Source organism: Serratia sarumanii (assembly GCF_029962605.1).
Classification (GTDB): Bacteria; Pseudomonadota; Gammaproteobacteria; order Enterobacterales; family Enterobacteriaceae; genus Serratia; species Serratia sarumanii.
Map to the genome: position 1 here is coordinate 216929 of NZ_CP124750.1, position 18300 is coordinate 235228.

Annotated in this window: 18 protein-coding genes; 16 read left to right on the plus strand and 2 right to left on the minus strand. The window is 60.5% G+C overall.

All coding sequences use genetic code 11. The features are described from left to right. Positions 1-13: 13 nt before the first annotated feature. Complete coding sequence (gene metE, locus SSARUM_RS00995) at positions 14-2302, plus strand: 5-methyltetrahydropteroyltriglutamate--homocysteine S-methyltransferase (protein WP_080430352.1); 2289 nt, start codon at positions 14-16, stop codon at positions 2300-2302. Positions 2303-2386: 84 nt separating this feature from the next. Here metE and SSARUM_RS01000 read toward each other — a convergent pair whose 3' ends face one another. Continuing rightward, a complete protein-coding gene (locus SSARUM_RS01000) occupies positions 2387-3214 on the minus strand; it encodes a dienelactone hydrolase family protein (RefSeq protein WP_033636697.1) in 828 nt (275 codons plus the stop codon). Positions 3215-3702: 488 nt separating this feature from the next. On the opposite strand from SSARUM_RS01000, the gene udp reads away from it, so the two are divergent. From udp to hemB, 12 genes are all read left to right on the plus strand, one after another. Beyond that, positions 3703-4464, plus strand: a complete 762-nt coding sequence (udp, locus tag SSARUM_RS01005; RefSeq protein WP_004934432.1) for a uridine phosphorylase — start codon at positions 3703-3705, stop codon at positions 4462-4464. A gap of 129 nt (positions 4465-4593) precedes the next feature. Continuing rightward, positions 4594-5376: a tyrosine-protein phosphatase gene (locus SSARUM_RS01010; RefSeq protein ID WP_033636699.1), complete on the plus strand. Its 783-nt coding sequence runs from the start codon at positions 4594-4596 to the stop codon at positions 5374-5376. 79 nt (positions 5377-5455) lie between these two features. After that, positions 5456-5986, plus strand: coding sequence for a DedA family protein (locus SSARUM_RS01015; protein WP_033649669.1), 531 nt, complete (start codon positions 5456-5458; stop codon positions 5984-5986). 140 nt (positions 5987-6126) lie between these two features. Then, on the plus strand, positions 6127-7674 hold the full coding sequence (gene rmuC / locus SSARUM_RS01020; RefSeq protein ID WP_033655131.1) for a DNA recombination protein RmuC: 1548 nt from the start codon (positions 6127-6129) through the stop codon (positions 7672-7674). A 78-nt stretch (positions 7675-7752) separates the two neighbouring features. Next, positions 7753-8508: a bifunctional demethylmenaquinone methyltransferase/2-methoxy-6-polyprenyl-1,4-benzoquinol methylase UbiE gene (ubiE, locus tag SSARUM_RS01025; RefSeq protein WP_025304918.1), complete on the plus strand. Its 756-nt coding sequence runs from the start codon at positions 7753-7755 to the stop codon at positions 8506-8508. 13 nt (positions 8509-8521) lie between these two features. After that, positions 8522-9130, plus strand: a complete 609-nt coding sequence (gene ubiJ, locus SSARUM_RS01030) for a ubiquinone biosynthesis protein UbiJ (protein WP_060427087.1) — start codon at positions 8522-8524, stop codon at positions 9128-9130. Continuing rightward, complete coding sequence (ubiB, locus tag SSARUM_RS01035) at positions 9127-10758, plus strand: ubiquinone biosynthesis regulatory protein kinase UbiB (RefSeq protein WP_004934451.1); 1632 nt, start codon at positions 9127-9129, stop codon at positions 10756-10758. Before ubiJ ends, ubiB begins: the two co-directional genes overlap by 4 nt. A gap of 80 nt (positions 10759-10838) precedes the next feature. After that, positions 10839-11102, plus strand: coding sequence for a Sec-independent protein translocase subunit TatA (tatA, locus tag SSARUM_RS01040; RefSeq protein WP_033636704.1), 264 nt, complete (start codon positions 10839-10841; stop codon positions 11100-11102). A gap of 3 nt (positions 11103-11105) precedes the next feature. Further along, on the plus strand, positions 11106-11675 hold the full coding sequence (tatB, locus tag SSARUM_RS01045) for a Sec-independent protein translocase protein TatB (RefSeq protein ID WP_033649672.1): 570 nt from the start codon (positions 11106-11108) through the stop codon (positions 11673-11675). A 3-nt stretch (positions 11676-11678) separates the two neighbouring features. Then, a complete protein-coding gene (tatC, locus tag SSARUM_RS01050; RefSeq protein WP_033649673.1) occupies positions 11679-12449 on the plus strand; it encodes a Sec-independent protein translocase subunit TatC in 771 nt (256 codons plus the stop codon). Positions 12450-12502: 53 nt separating this feature from the next. After that, on the plus strand, positions 12503-13285 hold the full coding sequence (gene tatD, locus SSARUM_RS01055) for a 3'-5' ssDNA/RNA exonuclease TatD (RefSeq protein ID WP_033649674.1): 783 nt from the start codon (positions 12503-12505) through the stop codon (positions 13283-13285). A 14-nt stretch (positions 13286-13299) separates the two neighbouring features. Further along, positions 13300-14322, plus strand: a complete 1023-nt coding sequence (hemB, locus tag SSARUM_RS01060) for a porphobilinogen synthase (protein ID WP_033636707.1) — start codon at positions 13300-13302, stop codon at positions 14320-14322. Between the two features lie 45 nt (positions 14323-14367). On the opposite strand, the gene rfaH is transcribed toward hemB, so the two are convergent. Then, the gene (rfaH, locus tag SSARUM_RS01065; protein ID WP_004934466.1) at positions 14368-14856 is read right to left on the minus strand and encodes a transcription/translation regulatory transformer protein RfaH; all 489 of its coding nucleotides are present in this window, start codon (positions 14854-14856) and stop codon (positions 14368-14370) included. Positions 14857-15101: 245 nt separating this feature from the next. Between rfaH and pepE the strand changes: the two genes are divergently transcribed. The 3 genes from pepE (at position 15102) to fre (ending at position 18162) form a co-directional block, all read left to right on the plus strand. Then, positions 15102-15827, plus strand: a complete 726-nt coding sequence (gene pepE, locus SSARUM_RS01070) for a dipeptidase PepE (RefSeq protein WP_033636709.1) — start codon at positions 15102-15104, stop codon at positions 15825-15827. An 86-nt stretch (positions 15828-15913) separates the two neighbouring features. Then, the gene (gene ubiD / locus SSARUM_RS01075) at positions 15914-17410 is read left to right on the plus strand and encodes a 4-hydroxy-3-polyprenylbenzoate decarboxylase (RefSeq protein ID WP_025304926.1); all 1497 of its coding nucleotides are present in this window, start codon (positions 15914-15916) and stop codon (positions 17408-17410) included. A 50-nt stretch (positions 17411-17460) separates the two neighbouring features. Beyond that, positions 17461-18162, plus strand: coding sequence for an NAD(P)H-flavin reductase (fre, locus tag SSARUM_RS01080; RefSeq protein ID WP_004934474.1), 702 nt, complete (start codon positions 17461-17463; stop codon positions 18160-18162). Positions 18163-18300 lie beyond the last annotated feature (138 nt).

Sequence of the window (18300 nt, forward strand, 5' to 3'; positions counted from 1 at the left end):
TCTGGACGGCTAAATGGGGAATATGACGATGGCAATTTTGAATCACACACTGGGTTTTCCTCGCGTTGGGCTACGACGTGAGCTGAAAAAAGCTCAGGAAAGCTACTGGGCCGGCAACTCAACGCAGGAAGAGCTGTTGGCGGTTGGCCGCGAGCTGCGCGCTCGTCATTGGCAACAGCAACAGCAGGCCGGGGTGGATTTGGTGCCGGTCGGCGATTTCGCCTGGTACGATCATGTGTTGACCACCAGCCTGCTGCTGGGCAACGTGCCGGCGCGCCATCAGAATGCGGGTGGCACGATCGATCTGGACACGCTGTTTCGCATCGGCCGTGGCCGCGCACCGACCGGCGAGCCGGCGGCCGCGGCGGAAATGACCAAATGGTTCAACACCAACTATCACTACATGGTGCCCGAATTCCAGCAAGGCCAGCAGTTCAAGCTGGGCTGGACTCAGTTGCTGGACGAAGTGGACGAAGCGCTGGCGCTCGGCCATCGCATCAAGCCGGTGCTGCTGGGCCCGGTGACCTATCTGTGGCTGGGTAAGGTGAAGGGCGAGCCGTTCGACCGCCTGTCGCTGCTGAAAGACATCCTGCCGGTATACCAACAGGTGCTGGCCGAGCTGGCGAAACGCGGCGTCGAGTGGGTGCAAATTGATGAGCCTGCGCTGGTGCTGGAACTGCCGCAAGCCTGGCTGGATGCGTTCAAACCGGCTTACGACGCGCTGCAGGGGCAGGTGAAGCTGCTGCTGACCACGTATTTCGACAGTGTCGGCCACAACCTCGATACCGTCCGCACGCTGCCGGTGCAGGGGCTGCATGTCGATCTGGTCGCCGGCCATGACGATATCGCCGCGCTGAGCGCCGCATTGCCGCAAGACTGGCTGCTGTCGCTGGGGGTAATCAACGGCCGCAACGTCTGGCGCGCCGATCTGAGCCGCTGGTTCGAACGTCTGCAGCCGCTGGTGGGCAGCCGTCCGCTGTGGATCGGCAGCTCCTGTTCACTGCTGCACAGCCCGATCGATCTGAGCGTGGAAAGCCGTCTGGACGAAGAAGTGAAAAGCTGGTTCGCCTTCGCGCTGCAAAAATGCGCCGAGCTGGCGCTGTTGAGCTCGGCGCTGAACGCGCCTGACGCGACGAAACGGGCCGAACTGGACGCCTACAGCGCGCCGATCCGCGCCCGCCGTCAGTCGAGCCGCGTGCACAACCCACAGGTCGAGCGCCGCCTGGCGGCGATCACCGCGCAGGACAGCGAACGCCACAGCGCTTACGCCGAACGCGCCAGGGCGCAGCGCGAACGTTTCAACCTGCCGGCCTGGCCGACCACCACCATCGGTTCGTTCCCGCAGACCACCGAGATCCGCGGCCTGCGTCTGGACTTCAAACAGGGCCGTTTGGACGGCAACAACTACCGCACCAGCATCGGTGAGCACATCAAACAGGCGATCGTCGAGCAGGAGCGCCTCGGGCTGGACGTGCTGGTGCACGGTGAAGCTGAGCGCAATGACATGGTGGAATATTTCGGCGAGAACCTCGACGGCTTCGTGTTTACCCAGAATGGCTGGGTGCAGAGCTACGGCTCCCGCTGCGTGAAGCCGCCGGTCATCATCGGTGACGTCAGCCGCCCGGAAGCCATCACCGTCGAATGGGCCAAATTCGCCCAGTCGCTGACCGACAAGCCGGTGAAAGGCATGTTGACCGGGCCGGTGACCATCCTGTGCTGGTCGTTCCCGCGTGAAGACGTGACCCGCGAAGTGATTGCCAAGCAGATTGCGCTGGCGCTGCGCGATGAGGTGGAAGATCTGGAAAAAGCCGGCATCGGCATCATCCAGATCGACGAACCCGCGCTGCGCGAAGGGCTGCCGCTGCGCCAATCCGACTGGGCGGCGTACCTGAACTGGGCGGTGGACGCCTTCAAACTGAACGCCGCCGTGGCGCGGGACGACACCCAGATCCACACCCACATGTGTTACTGCGAGTTCAACGACATCATGGACTCCATCGCCGCGCTGGACGCCGACGTGATCACCATCGAGACCTCGCGTTCCGATATGGATCTGCTGGAAGCCTTCAAAGAGTTCGAATACCCGAACGAAATCGGGCCGGGCGTCTACGATATCCACTCGCCGAACGTGCCGAGCGTGGAATGGATTGAAGCGCTGCTGCGTAAAGCGGCGCAGAACATCCCGGCGGAACGCCTGTGGGTTAACCCGGATTGCGGCCTGAAAACCCGCGGCTGGCCGGAAACCCGGCAGTCGCTGGCCAACATGGTATTGGCGGCACAGCGCCTGCGCGAGCAAGCGTGATGCCGTGCGGCGGATAAACCGCCGCTTATAGATTTACTGGTGTGATGATTGGGCGCTTCGGCGCCCTTTTTTATGCGAGGGAAATTATTTGACGCCGTGCTGGGCAAACCACGCCAGCATGCGCTGCCAGCCGTCCTCCGCCGCTTCGGCGTTGTAGCTGGGACGATAATCGGCGTTGAATGCATGCCCGACCTCGGGATACACCACGATTTCGGCCTCGGCGTTGGCGGCGCGGATCGCCTGACGCATGGTTTCCACCGTCTCCAGCGGGATGCCGCTGTCCTGCCCGCCATACAGCCCCAGCACCGGCGCCGACAGGTGGGTGGCGACGTCGACCGGCTGCTTCGGTGAATTCAGCGTTTTCTCGCCGACCAGTTTGCCGTACCAGGCGACCGCCGCCTTCAACTGCGGGTTGTGCGCCGCGTACAGCCAGGTGATGCGGCCACCCCAGCAGAAACCGGTGATCGCCAGCTTGCCGGCGTCGCCGCCGTGGCGGATAGCCCAGTGCGCGGCGTGATCCAGATCCGACAGCACCTGACGATCCGGCACCTTGGTGACCAACTGCTGGAACAGCTCGCCGATATCGGCGTAGTCGTTGGCGTCGCCCTGGCGGAAATAGAGCTCGGGCGCGATCGCCAGATAGCCCTGCTTGGCCAGGCGGCGGCACAGATCCTGAATATGTTCATGAACGCCGAAGATTTCCTGCACCACCAGCACGATGGGGAAAGGGCCGCTCTGGTCGGCGGGTTTGGCGACGTAGGCCGGCAGCGCATCGCCTTGGGAAGGGATGGTCGTTTGCCCGGCGTGAATGCCCTGTTCGTCGGTGATAATCGCGGAGGCGGCCAATGGCGCGGCGGCCGGGGCGAATCCCCCCTGAGCCTGTTCTAATGTCATCACATGTTCGGTTTTCATTGCGGTCTCCGTGCAATAGAAAAAAGCGCTGAGATTAACTATAGGAAAGATTACCCATTATTGGCGCTGCATGGCGCACTTTCGGACAAGTCGATAAAAAACGGCTAATTATCTGGCTTTGCGGCATTTTTAAGCGCTTTTTATCATGTTATTACGCGTTTTGCCCCGCGTAAGTGCCATAAGGTGCGTTAGAGGGCTTTTTTGTCCCTAAGCAACCGATAAGTTGGGGTTATTTCGGATTGATGAGCTAAATAGTTTCAGCCGGCAACCAACGGGCGAGGAGCAGCCGAGTTTGTCGGCTAGACTGAGGTTTAGCGGCGCGTTCTGGATGCGTCATAGTTCTTTTTTTGTGATAAAAATCACAAAAAATATGTAGCATGTAATTTGTTTCTCTTTTCATAGTGATTGTCGTCACGAAATTAAGCGGCGATTTTCAGTAGAGTACTTTTTTGTTCCTCCCAATAAACATGATCCATGAGGAGTCTCGTATGTCTCAGTCTGACGTTTTTCATCTCGGCCTCACCAAGAACGATTTACAAGGGGCTCAGCTTGCCATCGTGCCGGGCGATCCGCAGCGCGTAGAGAAGATTGCCAAGCTGATGGAAAATCCGGTGCATCTGGCCTCCCATCGTGAATTCACTACCTGGCGCGCGGAGCTGGACGGCAAGGCGGTGATCGTCTGCTCCACCGGTATCGGCGGCCCGTCTACCTCTATCGCGGTGGAAGAGCTGGCGCAGCTGGGCATTCGCACCTTCCTGCGCATCGGCACCACCGGCGCCATTCAGGCGAACATCAACGTCGGTGACGTGCTGGTCACCACGGCGGCGGTACGCCTCGACGGCGCCAGCCTGCACTTCGCGCCGATGGAGTTCCCGGCAGTCGCTGACTTCGCCTGCACCACCGCGCTGGTGGAAGCGGCCAAGGCCAGCGGCGCCACCACGCACATCGGCGTGACCGCCTCTTCCGATACCTTCTATCCGGGCCAGGAGCGTTACGACACTTACTCCGGCCGTGTGGTCAGCCGCTTCAAAGGCTCGATGGAAGAATGGCAGGCGATGGGCGTGATGAACTATGAAATGGAATCCGCCACGCTGCTGACCATGTGCGCCAGCCAGGGCCTGCGCGCCGGCATGGTGGCCGGTGTGATCGTCAACCGCACCCAGCAAGAGATCCCGAACGCCGAGACCATGAAAAACACCGAAAGCAAAGCGGTGCAGATCGTGGTGGACGCCGCCCGCCGCCTGCTGTAATCGCCTTTCCCCCACGGGCCGCCGACGCGGCCCGTTTTTCCATTCGCGGCGAATCTGTTACGGTGATACTCCTCAGCGCTGCGCCGATGGCCGCCGCGCGTTGTCATAACAAAAACAACGAGGACGTTTATGACCGCCCAGATCCTGCTTCATCCTTCGCTCGCGCCGCTCGACGGCGGCATCAATTTCCGCGACTTCGGCGGCAACGGCGTGGCCGACGGGCGCCGCATCAAGCGCGGCCTGCTGTTCCGCTCCGGTTCCCTCGAGCGGCTGACGGAAAACGACTGCGCCTTTCTCGCCGGCGTGCCGGTGCGCTCGGTGCTGGACTACCGTGATGCCGACGAGGTGCAGGCCAAGCCGGATATTCTGTGGAGTGGTGCCGACTATCACCACGTGCCGGCCAACCCGCTGAGCAGCGAAGTCAACGCCAACCTGGAGAAGCTCACCAACGAGACGCTGGCCGCCTTCGACGCCCGGGCGTTCATGCTGGAGCTGTATCGCCGCCTGCCGTTCGGCAATGCGGCCTATCAGCGGCTGGCGCAGCTGTTGAGCAATCCTGGCGGCGGCGCCATCGTGCAGCACTGCGCGGTCGGCAAGGATCGCACCGGGGTCGGTTCGGCACTGGTGCTGTTCGCGCTGGGGGCCGACGAAGCGACGGTGCTGGAAGACTATCTGCTGACCGAAACCACGCTGGCCACTTTCCGCGAGCAGATGCTGGATCAACTGTCTATCAAGCTGAATGCGGCGGCGCTGGAGCAATTCGCCTACGTGCTCAGCGCGCGCGAGGAGTTCCTGATGACGGCGTTGGGCTGCATCCGTCAGCAATACGGTTCCACCGACCGCTGGCTGGAAGCGGAATACGGCCTGGGCGCAGCCCAGCGCGAAGCGCTGCAGGCGTTCTACCTCGAGTAAATCGCCGCGCGTTTAGCCGGGGTTTAACTCGCCCCGGCCTATCCTAGGCGGCGAATTATCGCGTATCAGGAGCCCCGCATTGAGCCTCAATGACGTTATCAACTGGGTCAGCGACGTCGTGCGTCAGCACGAAGGCTGGGCCATTCCCATCATCTTCTTCCTGGCGTTCGGCGAGTCGCTGGCGTTTTTGTCGCTGCTGCTGCCGGCCACGGTGATCCTGCTGGCGCTGGGCGCGCTGATCGGCGAAAGCGGCATCGCCTTTTGGCCGATTTGGGCCGCCGCCGCCGTCGGGGCGTTTTTCGGCGACTGGCTCTCTTACTGGATCGGCTATCACTATCAGGATCGCGTGGCCCATATGTGGCCGCTGTCGCGCAATCCGCAGCTGCTGGTGCGCGGCCACGCGTTCTTTGAACGCTGGGGCGTGCTGGGCATTTTCATCGGCCGCTTCTTCGGCCCGCTGCGCGCCGTGGTGCCGCTGGTGGGCGGCATTTGCGGCATGCCGCAGCGTTATTTCCAGTTAGCCAACGTCACGTCGGCGATGATCTGGGCGTTCGGCATTCTGGCGCCGGGGGCATTCGGCATCAAGTGGCTCAGCCAGTGGCTGGGCTGATTTCTCGCTAAATTGCGCAGCGCCGCGCAATATTGTGCTCGGCGGGCAAAATCAGGCTGGACATCCATACAGCCTCCCCTTAACGTGACGGGCAATGGGCGTGCGAAACGCCGGAACGGCAAGGTGCAACAGGAGGCAGGGTGGATACCAGTCTGATTTATGGGATTGGCGGTGTCGCGATCGGCATGCTGTTGGGGTGGCTGATCGCCAGTCTGCGGGTGCAGCAGGCGAATGCGCAACATGAAACTGAACTGCGGTTGCTGGAGCAAGCGTTGCAGCAGGCGCAGCAGGAAACGGCGGCGCGGCAAGAGGCTCTGCAGCGCCACGAGCAACAGCTGCGGCAGAGCGAGCTGGAGCTACGCAACCTGCACAGCCAGTTGGCGGCCGGGCATGAAAAGCTGCAACAGCTCAACCATTGGCGCAACGAATGTGAACTGCTTAATCAGGAGCTGCGCGCCCAGCGCGAGGTCAACAGCGCGCAGGAGGCCGAGCTGCGCGAAGTCACCATCCGTCTGGAAGAGACGCGCATGGCGGCGGAAGAGAAGCAGCGCCTGCTTATCAACAGCGAACAGCGCCTCACCACCCAGTTTGAAAACCTCGCCAACCGCATTTTTGAACACAGCGGCCGCAAGGTGGACGAGCAAAATAAGCAAAGCTTGGATCGGTTGCTGCTGCCGCTGCGTGAACAGCTGGACGGGTTCCGCCGGCAGGTGCAGGACAGTTTTGGTCAGGAAGCGCGGGAGCGCCACACGCTAACGCACGAGATACGCAATCTGCAGCAGTTGAACGCGCAGATGGCGCGGGAAGCCATCAACCTCACCAAGGCGCTCAAAGGCGACAACAAGACGCAGGGCAACTGGGGCGAGGTGGTGCTGAGCCGGGTGCTGGAGGCTTCCGGCCTGCGCGAAGGACACGAGTATGAAACGCAGGTCAACGTGCGGGTGGATCACCAGAGCCGCATGCAGCCCGATGTGATCGTGCGCCTGCCGCAGGGCAAGGACGTGGTGATCGACGCCAAGATGTCGCTGATCGCCTACGAGCGCTATTTCAACGGTGAAGACGAGGTGGAGCGCGAAGCGGCGCTGAGCGAACATATCGCCTCGCTGCGCGGCCACATTCGCATGCTGGGCCGCAAGGACTATCAGCAGCTGCCGGGGCTGCGCTCGTTGGACTATGTGCTGATGTTCATTCCGGTCGAGCCCGCCTTCCTGCTGGCTATCGATCGCGAACCGGAGCTGATCAGCGAAGCGCTCAAGCACAACATCATGCTGGTCAGCCCGACCACGTTGCTGGTGGCGCTGCGCACCATCACCAACCTGTGGCGCTATGAGCATCAAAGCCAGAACGCGCAGCGCATCGCCGATCGCGCGGCGAAACTGTATGACAAGATGCGGCTGTTCGTGGACGATATGTCCGCGCTGGGGCAGAGCCTGGACAAGGCGCAGGGCAGTTATCGTCAGGCGATGAACAAACTGAGTGAAGGCCGTGGTAATCTTATCGGCCAAATTGAAGGTTTCCGCGCGCTGGGGGTTGAGGTCAAACGGCCGATAAACCCGCTGCTGGCGCAGCAAGCCGGCGCGCAACACGATGAAGCGGAAGAGGCGAACGACGACGATGTCGCCGCGCTGCCGCAGACGAAAGACGATGACGATACTGCCGGGGAACCGGGCTTCGTTTCGCACGGCTGAGGCCGTGGCGAGGTGGGGTATTCTCCGAGCTTCTGGTACACTCATCCACACAAAATTGACTGAATAGCAGGCAGGACAATGGCAGATCAACCGCAGGAAACCACCGATTTCGGTTTTCGCACCGTCGCTAGAGACGAAAAACAGGCCATGGTGGCGGACGTTTTTCATTCGGTAGCGGCAAAGTATGACGTGATGAACGACCTGATGTCGTTCGGCATCCACCGTATCTGGAAGCGTTTCACCATTGACTGCAGCGGCGTGCGCCGCGGGCAGCGCGTGCTGGATCTGGCCGGCGGTACCGGCGACCTGGCCGCCAAGTTCTCCCGCATGGTCGGCGAGCAGGGGCAGGTGGTGCTGGCGGACATCAACGATTCGATGCTGAAGATGGGACGCGAGAAGCTGCGCGATCGCGGCATCGTCGGCAACATCAATTACGTGCAGGCCAACGCCGAAGCGCTGCCGTTCCCGGACAATTACTTCGATTGCATCACCATCTCCTTTGGCCTGCGCAACGTCACCGACAAAGACAAAGCGCTGCGCTCGATGTTCCGCGTGCTCAAGCCGGGCGGCCGCCTGCTGGTGCTGGAATTCTCCAAGCCGCTGCTGGCGCCGTTGAGCAAGGCTTACGATGCCTACTCCTTCCACGTGCTGCCGAAGATCGGCGAGCTGGTGGTGAAAGATCCGGACAGCTACCGCTACCTGGCGGAATCGATCCGCATGCACCCCGATCAGGAAACCCTGAAGGGCATGATGGGCAACGCCGGTTTTGAAAACGTCACCTATTTCAACCTGACCGGTGGGATTGTCGCCCTGCATCGCGGCTTCAAGTTCTGAGAGGGAGATGCCGATGCTGTTTACCCCTCTGCTGACCGCTGCGCTGGAAACCTCGCTGAATAACCTGCTGTTTCGCGATCGCAGCATGAAAGCCGCTCGCCAACGCCTGGCGGGCAAGGTGCTGCGCATCGAACTGGAAGAGCTGGCTTCACCGCTGGTGCTGGTGTTCAGCGAACTGCGCGTGGACGTGCTGGGGCAGTCCGAAGACAGCGCCGATTGCACGGTGCGCAGCCGCATTCCCGCCTTACTGAAGCTGCGCGATCGCCAGCAGTTGCCGGTGCTGATGCGCAGCGGCGAATTGACGGTGGAAGGCGATATTCAGGTGGTGCAACAGCTGGTTGGCCTGCTCGATCTGGCGGAGTGGGATCCGGCGGAGTGGCTGGCGCCTTACATCGGCGATATCGCCGCCCAGGGCATTACGCAGGCGCTGGGAAAAGGCGCCTCGCTGCTGAAAGCCGGCTTTATGCGCCGGCAGCAGGACATGGCGGAGACGTTGACGGAAGAGTGGCGCCTGGCGCCGGGGCCGCTGGAAGTGGTGTGGTTCAACGAAGAAGTTGATGCTCTCGCCCGCAGCGCGGAAGCGCTGTTTGCCCGCATGGACAAGTTGGAGGGCAAGCGATGACCCCAGGCGAACTGCGCCGTTTGTATTTTATCGTCCGCGTTTTTCTCAGCTATGGGCTGGACGAACTGATCCCTAAGATGCGTTTGACGCTGCCGCTGCGCTTTGGCCGCCGGCTGCTGTTCTGGATGCCGAATCGGCACAAGGACAAGCCGCTGGGTGAACGGCTGCGGCTGGCGCTGCAGGAGCTGGGGCCGGTATGGATCAAGTTCGGCCAGATGATGTCGACCCGCCGCGATCTGTTTCCGCCGCACATTGCCGATCAGCTGACGTTGCTGCAGGATCGGGTGGCGCCTTTCGACGGCGCGCTGGCGCGTAAACATATCGAGCTGGCGATGGGTGGCCCACTGGAAACCTGGTTCGACGATTTCGATCAGCAGCCGCTGGCCTCTGCCTCGATCGCGCAGGTGCATACCGCGCGGTTGAAAACCACCGGCCAGGAAGTGGTGCTGAAGGTGATCCGGCCGGATATCGGGCCGATCATCAAGGCCGACGTGCGGCTGATGTACCGGTTGGCCGGCTGGGTGCCGAAGCTGTTGCCGGACGGCCGCCGTCTGCGCCCGCGTGAAGTGGTGCGCGAGTACGAGAAAACCCTGCTGGACGAATTGAACCTGCTGCGCGAAGCGGCCAACGCCATTCAGCTGCGCCGCAATTTCGACGGCAGCCCGATGCTGTACGTACCGGAAGTTTATTCCGACTACTGCCGTGAAAGCGTATTGGTGATGGAGCGCATCTACGGCATTCCGGTCTCGGATATCGCCACGCTGGAGCAGCAGGGCACCAACATGAAACTGTTGGCGGAACGCGGCGTCCAGGTGTTCTTTACCCAGGTATTCCGCGACAGCTTCTTCCATGCGGACATGCATCCCGGTAATATTTTCGTCAGCTACGAACATCCGGAAGATCCTTGCTATATCGGCATCGACTGCGGCATCGTCGGCTCGCTGAACAAGGATGACAAGCGCTATCTGGCGGAAAACTTCATCGCCTTCTTCAACCGCGATTACCGCAAGGTGGCGGAACTGCACGTCGACTCCGGTTGGGTGCCGCGCGACACCAACGTGGAAGACTTCGAATTCGCCATTCGCACCGTGTGCGAGCCGATTTTCGAGAAGCCGCTGGCGGAAATTTCCTTCGGCAACGTGCTGCTCAACCTGTTCAACACTGCGCGCCGCTTCAATATGGAAGTGCAGCCGCAGCTGGTGTTATTGCAGAAGACCTTGCTGTATGTTGAAGGGCTGGGGCGCCAACTCTATCCGCAGCTGGATCTGTGGACTACCGCCAAGCCGTTCCTCGAGAGCTGGCTGCGCGATCAGGTCGGTATTCCTGCCGTGGTGCGCGCGCTGAAAGAGAAAGCGCCGTTCTGGGCGGAGAAGCTGCCCGAACTGCCCGAGCTGTTTTACGACAGCCTGCAGCAGCATAAACTGTTGCAACAAAGCGTTGATAAGCTGACCAACCAAATGCAGGCTCAGCGGGTTCGTCAGGGGCAGTCACGTTATTTGTTCGGCGTTGGCGCTACACTGTTAGTAAGCGGTACGCTGTTGCTGCTGGGGCAAATCGAGGTGTTTCCCGCCTGGATGATGGCCGCCGGCATCGTATGCTGGGTGATTGGCTGGAAGCGAACCACCTGATTTAATTCGTTACTCTGGTAAGGCCGAGCCTATAATGCGGGCTGGCTTTAAAAGACCCTTTAAAATTAGAGGTAATTGAAATGGGCGGTATTAGTATTACGCAATTGTTGATCATCGCAGTGATCGTGGTACTGCTGTTCGGCACCAAAAAACTGCGCACGCTGGGCTCCGATCTCGGCGCCTCGATCAAGGGCTTCAAAAAGGCGATCGGCGACGATACGCCGTCGAACCCCAACACGGCTGAAAAAAGCAGCCTGGATGACGCTGACTTCGCGGCCAAGCCTATTACCGATAAGCAGCCGGAAGTGAAACCGGAAGAGTCGAAGAACAAAGAGCAGGTATAAACCGTGTTTGACATTGGGTTTAGTGAGCTGCTGCTGGTGCTGGTGATCGGCCTGATTGTTCTGGGGCCGGAACGGTTGCCGGTCGCGGTCAGAACGGTGTCGGGCTGGATCCGCGCGCTGCGCTCGCTGGCGGCCTCGGTGCAGCACGAACTGTCTCAGGAACTGAAGCTACAGGAGCTGCAGGACAGCCTGAAAAAAGCCGAACAGGCCGGCCTGCAGAACCTGACGCCGGAACTGAAGGCATCGATGGATGAGCTGAAAGACGCGGCGGAATCATTGAAACGCACTTACCGGGGCGAGACAGAAGAGCTGGCGAACACCATTCATAACCCGCAGGCCATCGATCCGGAAGCTTTGCACGACGGCGTGACGCCGGCGGAAGCGGCAACCCGCGCCAGCGCGCCCGCTGCCGTGCCAAAACCGGCAGCGGAGCCTGAGGCCGTTGCGGCTGCATCCCCGGCTGCGCCCGTGGCGGCGCAACCGGCCAAAGCACCGGTGGAAACCGCGCCGGCACCTGTCGAACCTGTTGCGGATAAAACCCCAGCGTCTCACCAACCTAGTGGCGATCGTTAATACATGGCTGTTGAAGATACCCAACCCCTTATCAGTCATCTGATAGAGCTGCGCAAGCGGCTGTTGAACTCGATTATTTGCGTGCTGGCGGTGTTCGTGGTGCTGGTGTTTTTCGCCAACGACATCTACCAGCTGGTTTCTGCACCGCTGCTCAAGCAGTTGCCGGCCGGGGCGAGCATGATCGCCACCGACGTGGCGTCACCGTTCTTTACGCCGATCAAGCTGACCATGATCGTCTCGGTGTTTGTCTCCGCGCCGATGATTCTGTATCAGGTGTGGGCATTCATCGCGCCGGCGCTGTACAAGCATGAACGCCGCCTGATGATGCCGCTGCTGGTGTCCAGCAGCCTGCTGTTCTACCTCGGCATGGCCTTCGCCTACTTCATCGTGTTCCCGCTGGCCTTCGGCTTCTTTGCCAAGACCGCGCCGATGGGGGTGACCATTGCGACCGACATTAAAAACTACCTCGATTTCGTCATGGCGCTGTTTATGGCGTTCGGCGTCGCCTTCGAAGTACCGGTCGCCATCATTCTGCTGTGCTGGAGTGGCGTCACCTCGCCGGAAGATCTGAAGAAGAAACGGCCGTATGTATTGGTCGGCGCGTTTGTGGTCGGCATGCTGTTGACGCCGCCGGACGTGTTCTCGCAAACCCTGTTGGCAATACCGATGTATCTGTTGTTTGAAGTGGGGGTATTCTTCGCTCGCTTCTATACCGGCAAGCGTCGTCCGCAAGCGGAAGAAGAAGACGAGGGTGACGAACCCCCAGCCTCATGATCCACATTGATTGCTAAGCCGCCCATTGGGCGGCTTTTGCTTTGGAAAAAACTATGTTTGATATCGGCGTTAATCTCACCAGCAGCCAATTCGCCAAAGATCGCCAGGCGGTGGTGGAACGCGCCCGCGCCGCGGGCGTGACGGGGATGTTGATTACCGGCACCGATCTGGCGGAGAGCTGCGAGGCCGCCGAACTGGCGCGGCAATATGCGGGCTACTGTTGGTCTACCGCCGGCGTGCATCCGCACTACGCCAGCGGCTGGGATGAACACACCGCCGAGCAGATTTATGCGTTGGCCGCGCGCCCTGAAGTGGCGGCGATCGGCGAATGCGGCCTGGATTTTAACCGCAATTTCTCGACGCCCGCGCAGCAGGAAGCGGCGTTCACCGCGCAGCTGGCGCTGGCGGCGGAGTTGGCGCTGCCGGTGTTTCTCCACTGCCGCGACGCACACGCACGTTTTGCCGAGCTACTGACGCCGTGGTTGGATAAACTGCCCGCGGCCGTGGTGCACTGCTTCACCGGCACCGCCGAAGAATTAACTAGCTGCCTGTCGCTGGGCCTGTCGATCGGGATTACCGGTTGGGTCTGCGACGAGCGGCGCGGCCTGGAATTGCGCGCCCTGTTGCCGCAGATCCCGGCCGAGCGTCTGCTGCTGGAAACTGACGCCCCTTATCTGTTGCCCCGGGATTTACAGCCTAAACCCGCATCTCGCCGCAACGAACCCTGTTTCCTGCCCCATATTGTGCATCAGGTCGCCGTCTGGCGACAGGAAGAGCCGCAATGGCTGGGGCAAAAAACCGATGAGAACGCCCGCCGGCTATTCCGGCTGGTTTGAGCTAGGAGAAAACTATGAGCTATGCATTTCCGGGCACCTTCCCTGGTCGCCGTATGCGCCGCGTGCGCCGTCATGACTTCAGCCGCCGCCTGGTGGCCGAGAACCAACTGACGGTCAACGACCTGATTTATCCGGTGTTTGTCATGGAAGGCAGCAACCGTCAGGAAGAAGTGGCCTCGATGCCGGGCGTATCGCGCATGACGATCGATCTGCTGGTCAAGGAAGCGGAAACTATCGCCAAACTCGGCGTGCCGGTGATCTCCCTGTTCCCGGTGATTGAGCCAGGTCTGAAATCGCTGCATGCGGAAGAAGCCTATAACCCGGAAGGGCTGGTGCAGCGCACGGTGCGCGCGCTGAAAGACGCGGTGCCAGAGCTGGGCATTCTGACTGACGTAGCGCTCGATCCCTACACCACGCACGGGCAGGATGGGGTAATCGATGAGCAGGGTTATGTGATTAACGATGTGACCAAAGACATCCTGGTGCGTCAGGCGCTTTCCCATGCCGAAGCGGGCGCGGAAATCGTGGCGCCGAGCGACATGATGGACGGCCGCATCGGGGCGATCCGCGATCGTCTGGAATTGCAGGGTCTGGTGAATACCCAGATTATGGCCTACTCCGCCAAGTATGCTTCCTGTTACTACGGCCCGTTCCGCGATGCGCTGGGTTCCAGCGGCAATCTGAAGGGTGGCAACAAGAAGACCTATCAGATGGATCCGGCCAACAGCGATGAAGCGCTGCAGGAGATTGCACAGGATCTGCAGGAAGGCGCGGATATGGTGATGGTGAAACCGGGCATGCCGTACCTCGACGTTGTGCGCCGCGTGAAGGATACCTTCGGCGTGCCAACCTTCGCTTATCAGGTGTCCGGCGAGTACGCCATGCATATGGCGGCGATTCAGAACGGCTGGCTGCAGGAGCAACCTGCGGTGATGGAGTCGTTGATGTGCTTCAAACGCGCCGGCGCCGACGGCGTGCTGACCTACTTCGCCAAGCGTGTCGCACAGTGGCTGCATGACGATGCGATGCGTCGCTAAGCGTGAAATGAGCCAACAAAAAGGCGCCTGAGGGCGCCTTTTGCATTACATCTTCTGGAACTGTCGGTTGTCGATGCTTTGGCTGACCTGTTTGTTGATCAGGTTCAGCAACAGCATCGAGCGGGCCTCGCCGTCCGGCTCGGTGTAGATCGCCTGCAGCCCTTCGAACACGCCGTCGACGATCAGGACGGTATCCCCCGGCTGCGGGGTTTCCGGATCGACATAGGTTTCGCTGGCGTGCGTGCGCAGCTCATCGATCACCTTGCTCGGGATGACGCTCGGCAGCGCGCCGAAGCGCACGAAGTGGCTGACGCCGCGGGTGGCGCTGATGGTGGTGGTGTGAATGCGCTCCGGGTCGAACTCCACAAACAGATAGTTGGGAAACAGGGGTTCGCTGACCGCGATACGCTTGCCGCGCACGATCTTTTCCAGCGTGATGATCGGGCTGAGGCAGTTTACCTGCTGCCGTTCCAGATGTTCCTGCGCCCGCAACAGCTGACCGCGTTTGCAATAAAGTAGATACCAGGATTCCATAATTTCACATGCCTTTCTGCCAGCCGGTAAGCATATCAAAAGCGCTTCCGGATACATAGTGATGCAAGTTTCAGCGTGTAACATCACCTATCTCTATGAATATGCGGCTATTAGCGAGGGGTCACACACTTATCGATACGGCGCTGGTATAACAGAGGGCTAAAAATTTGTTACCGTCACAGTATGGCAAGGCGTTGCGCCACCGGCTGTGACGCTATTCATCGTTTTTGACCGAGGGAAGATAAATGGAGCTGTTTCTGTTGAGCAACGGCAAGCTGTCTGGCGAAGCCGAGCTGCTGGGGTATGCCAAAAGCCAACTGTTGGCGATGATTGCACGTCGCGGCATCAAATCCGCCGTCTTTATCCCTTATGCGCTGATCCGTTACGACTACGACCAGCGTGCGCAGGAGCTGGCGCAAACGCTGGGCATCGAAGTCACCAGCATCCATCACGCCGCTTCGCCGGCGGCGGCGATCGCGCAGGCGGAGTGCATTTTGGTCAGCGGCGGCAATACCTGGTTGCTGAACCAAATGCTGCACGAACAAGGCTTGATCGTGCCCATCCAGCGCGCGGTGCGCGAGCGTGAAGTGCCTTACGTCGGCTGGAGCGCCGGTTGCAACGTGGCCACGCCGAGCATTCGCACCACCAATGATATGCCGGTGCGCTGCAGCGTAGTGCTGCCGGCGCTGGGGCTGTTCCCGGTGCAAATCAACCCGCATTACATCGACGCGCATATCAGCGGCCACATGGGCGAAACCCGTGACGAGCGCCTGGCGGAGTTCTGCGCGATCAACCCAAGTGAATCGGTGGTGGCGCTGCGTGAAGGCAGCCTGCTGCACGTTGAAGGCAACGAGCTGCGTTACTTCAGCGCCAACGGGCAGGGCTTCAAGGTGTTCCGCCACGGCGAGGAGACGCGCGAATATCAGGATACGCGTGCGCTGGCTGCGCTGGTGCCGTTCAACTGCGGCTGAGGGCCACCCGATGGCGGGCGGCGTTAACAAAATTGCAGCAACAACCGTGAAGAGGGCTTATAATGCCCTCCCCACTGGCCGTTATAATGATCAGCATGAAATACCGTGACTTACGCGATTTCCTCTCGTTGCTGGAGAAGAGAGGGGAACTAAAACGCATCAGCCAGCCGATCGATCCTTACCTGGAAATGACGGAGATTGCCGATCGCACCCTGCGGGCGGGCGGCCCGGCATTGCTGTTTGAAAACCCGAAAGGCTACGACATGCCGGTGCTGTGCAACCTGTTCGGCACCGCCAATCGCGTAGCGATGGGCATGGGGCAGGAAGACATCAGCGCGCTGCGCGAAGTCGGCAAACTGCTGGCGTTCCTCAAAGAGCCGGAGCCGCCGAAAGGCTTCCGCGATCTGTTCGACAAAATGCCGAAGTTCAAGCAGGTGCTGAACATGCCGACCAAGGTGCTGGGATCCGCGCCTTGTCAGGAGCAGGTATGGCAGGGCGAGGACGTCGATCTGGGCCGTATTCCGGTGATGCACTGCTGGCCGGAAGACGCCGCGCCCCTGATCACCTGGGGGCTGACGGTGACCCGCGGCCCGCATAAGGAACGGCAAAATCTCGGCATCTATCGCCAGCAGGTGCTGGGCAAGAATAAAGTGATCATGCGCTGGCTGTCGCATCGCGGCGGCGCGCTGGATTATCAGGAGTGGTGCCAGGCGCACCCCGGCGAGCGTTTCCCGGTTGCGGTAGCGCTGGGCGCCGATCCCGCCACCATCCTCGGCGCGGTGACGCCGGTGCCGGATACCCTGTCCGAATACGCTTTTGCCGGGCTGCTGCGCGGCAATAAAACCGAAGTGGTCAAGTGCCTTTCCAACGATCTGGAAGTGCCCGCCAGCGCTGAAATCGTGCTGGAAGGCTATATTGAGCCGGGTGAAATGGCGCCGGAAGGCCCCTACGGCGACCACACCGGTTACTACAATGAAATCGACCAGTTCCCGGTGTTCACCGTTACCCACATCACCCAGCGCCGCAACGCGATCTACCACTCGACCTACACCGGCCGGCCGCCGGATGAGCCGGCGATCCTGGGCGTGGCGCTGAATGAAGTGTTCGTGCCGATTCTGCAAAAGCAGTTCCCGGAAATCGTCGATTTCTATCTGCCGCCGGAAGGGTGCTCGTACCGCCTGGCGGTAGTGACCATGAAGAAACAGTACGCCGGCCACGCTAAACGCGTGATGATGGGCGTCTGGTCGTTCCTGCGGCAGTTTATGTACACCAAATTTGTTATCGTCTGCGATGACGACGTCAATGCGCGCGACTGGAACGACGTAATTTGGGCGATCACCACACGAATGGATCCGGCAAGGGATACCGTTCTGGTGGAGAATACGCCGATCGACTATCTGGACTTCGCCTCACCGGTTTCCGGCCTGGGTTCGAAGATGGGGCTGGACGCCACCAATAAATGGCCGGGTGAAACCGATCGCGAATGGGGCCGTCCGATTCAGATGGATGAAAAGGTACGTGCGCGCGTCGACGAAATCTGGGATGAGCTCGCAATCTTCAGTGACAGGGAGCCGACGCTGTAGCGTCAGGCCCTGTTCTCAGCTTTGCATTGATGACCCGACAGAGGGAACGCATGACAATATTGAGCTGTAAAGTGACCTCGGTAGAGGCCATTACCGATACGGTTTATCGGGTACGTCTGGTGCCTGAGCAGCCGTTTTCTTTCAAGGCAGGGCAATATCTGATGGTGGTGATGGACGAGCGCGACAAGCGTCCGTTCTCGCTGGCATCAACCCCGACGCAGCAAGATTACATTGAGCTGCACATCGGCGCTTCGGAGCTGAATCTGTACGCCATGGCGGTGATGGATCGCATCCTGAAAGAGCAGGCGATCACCGTCGACGTGCCGCACGGCGACGCCTGGCTGCGGGAAGAAGGCAGCCGTCCGCTGGTGCTGATCGCCGGCGGCACCGGTTTCTCTTATGCGCGTTCAATCCTGTTGACCGCGTTGGAGCAGCAGCCCGATCGCGATATTTCTATCTACTGGGGCGGGCGTGAGCTGAAGCACCTGTACGATCTGAGCGAGCTGGAAGCGCTGTCGTTGCAGCATCCGAATCTGAAGGTGATCCCGGTGGTCGAGCAGCCGGAAGCCGAATGGCGCGGCCGCAGCGGCACCGTGCTCAGCGCGGTGCTGCAGGATTTCGGCACGCTGGCGGAGCACGACATCTATATCGCCGGGCGTTTCGAGATGGCGAAAATCGCCCGTGAGCGTTTCTGCGCCGAGCGCGGCGCGCTGGAAGCGCATATGTTCGGCGACGCGTTTTCGTTTATCTGACCGATGCTATGTGCAGTGAACGGGGTGGCCGAGGGTCGCCCCGTTATTATTTGGGCGCTGGCAAACGTCAGGCATAAAAAACCCGCCCCTGACAGGCGGGAAGAACGGCAACTAAACTTGGCGGGATGCCGCGATTTG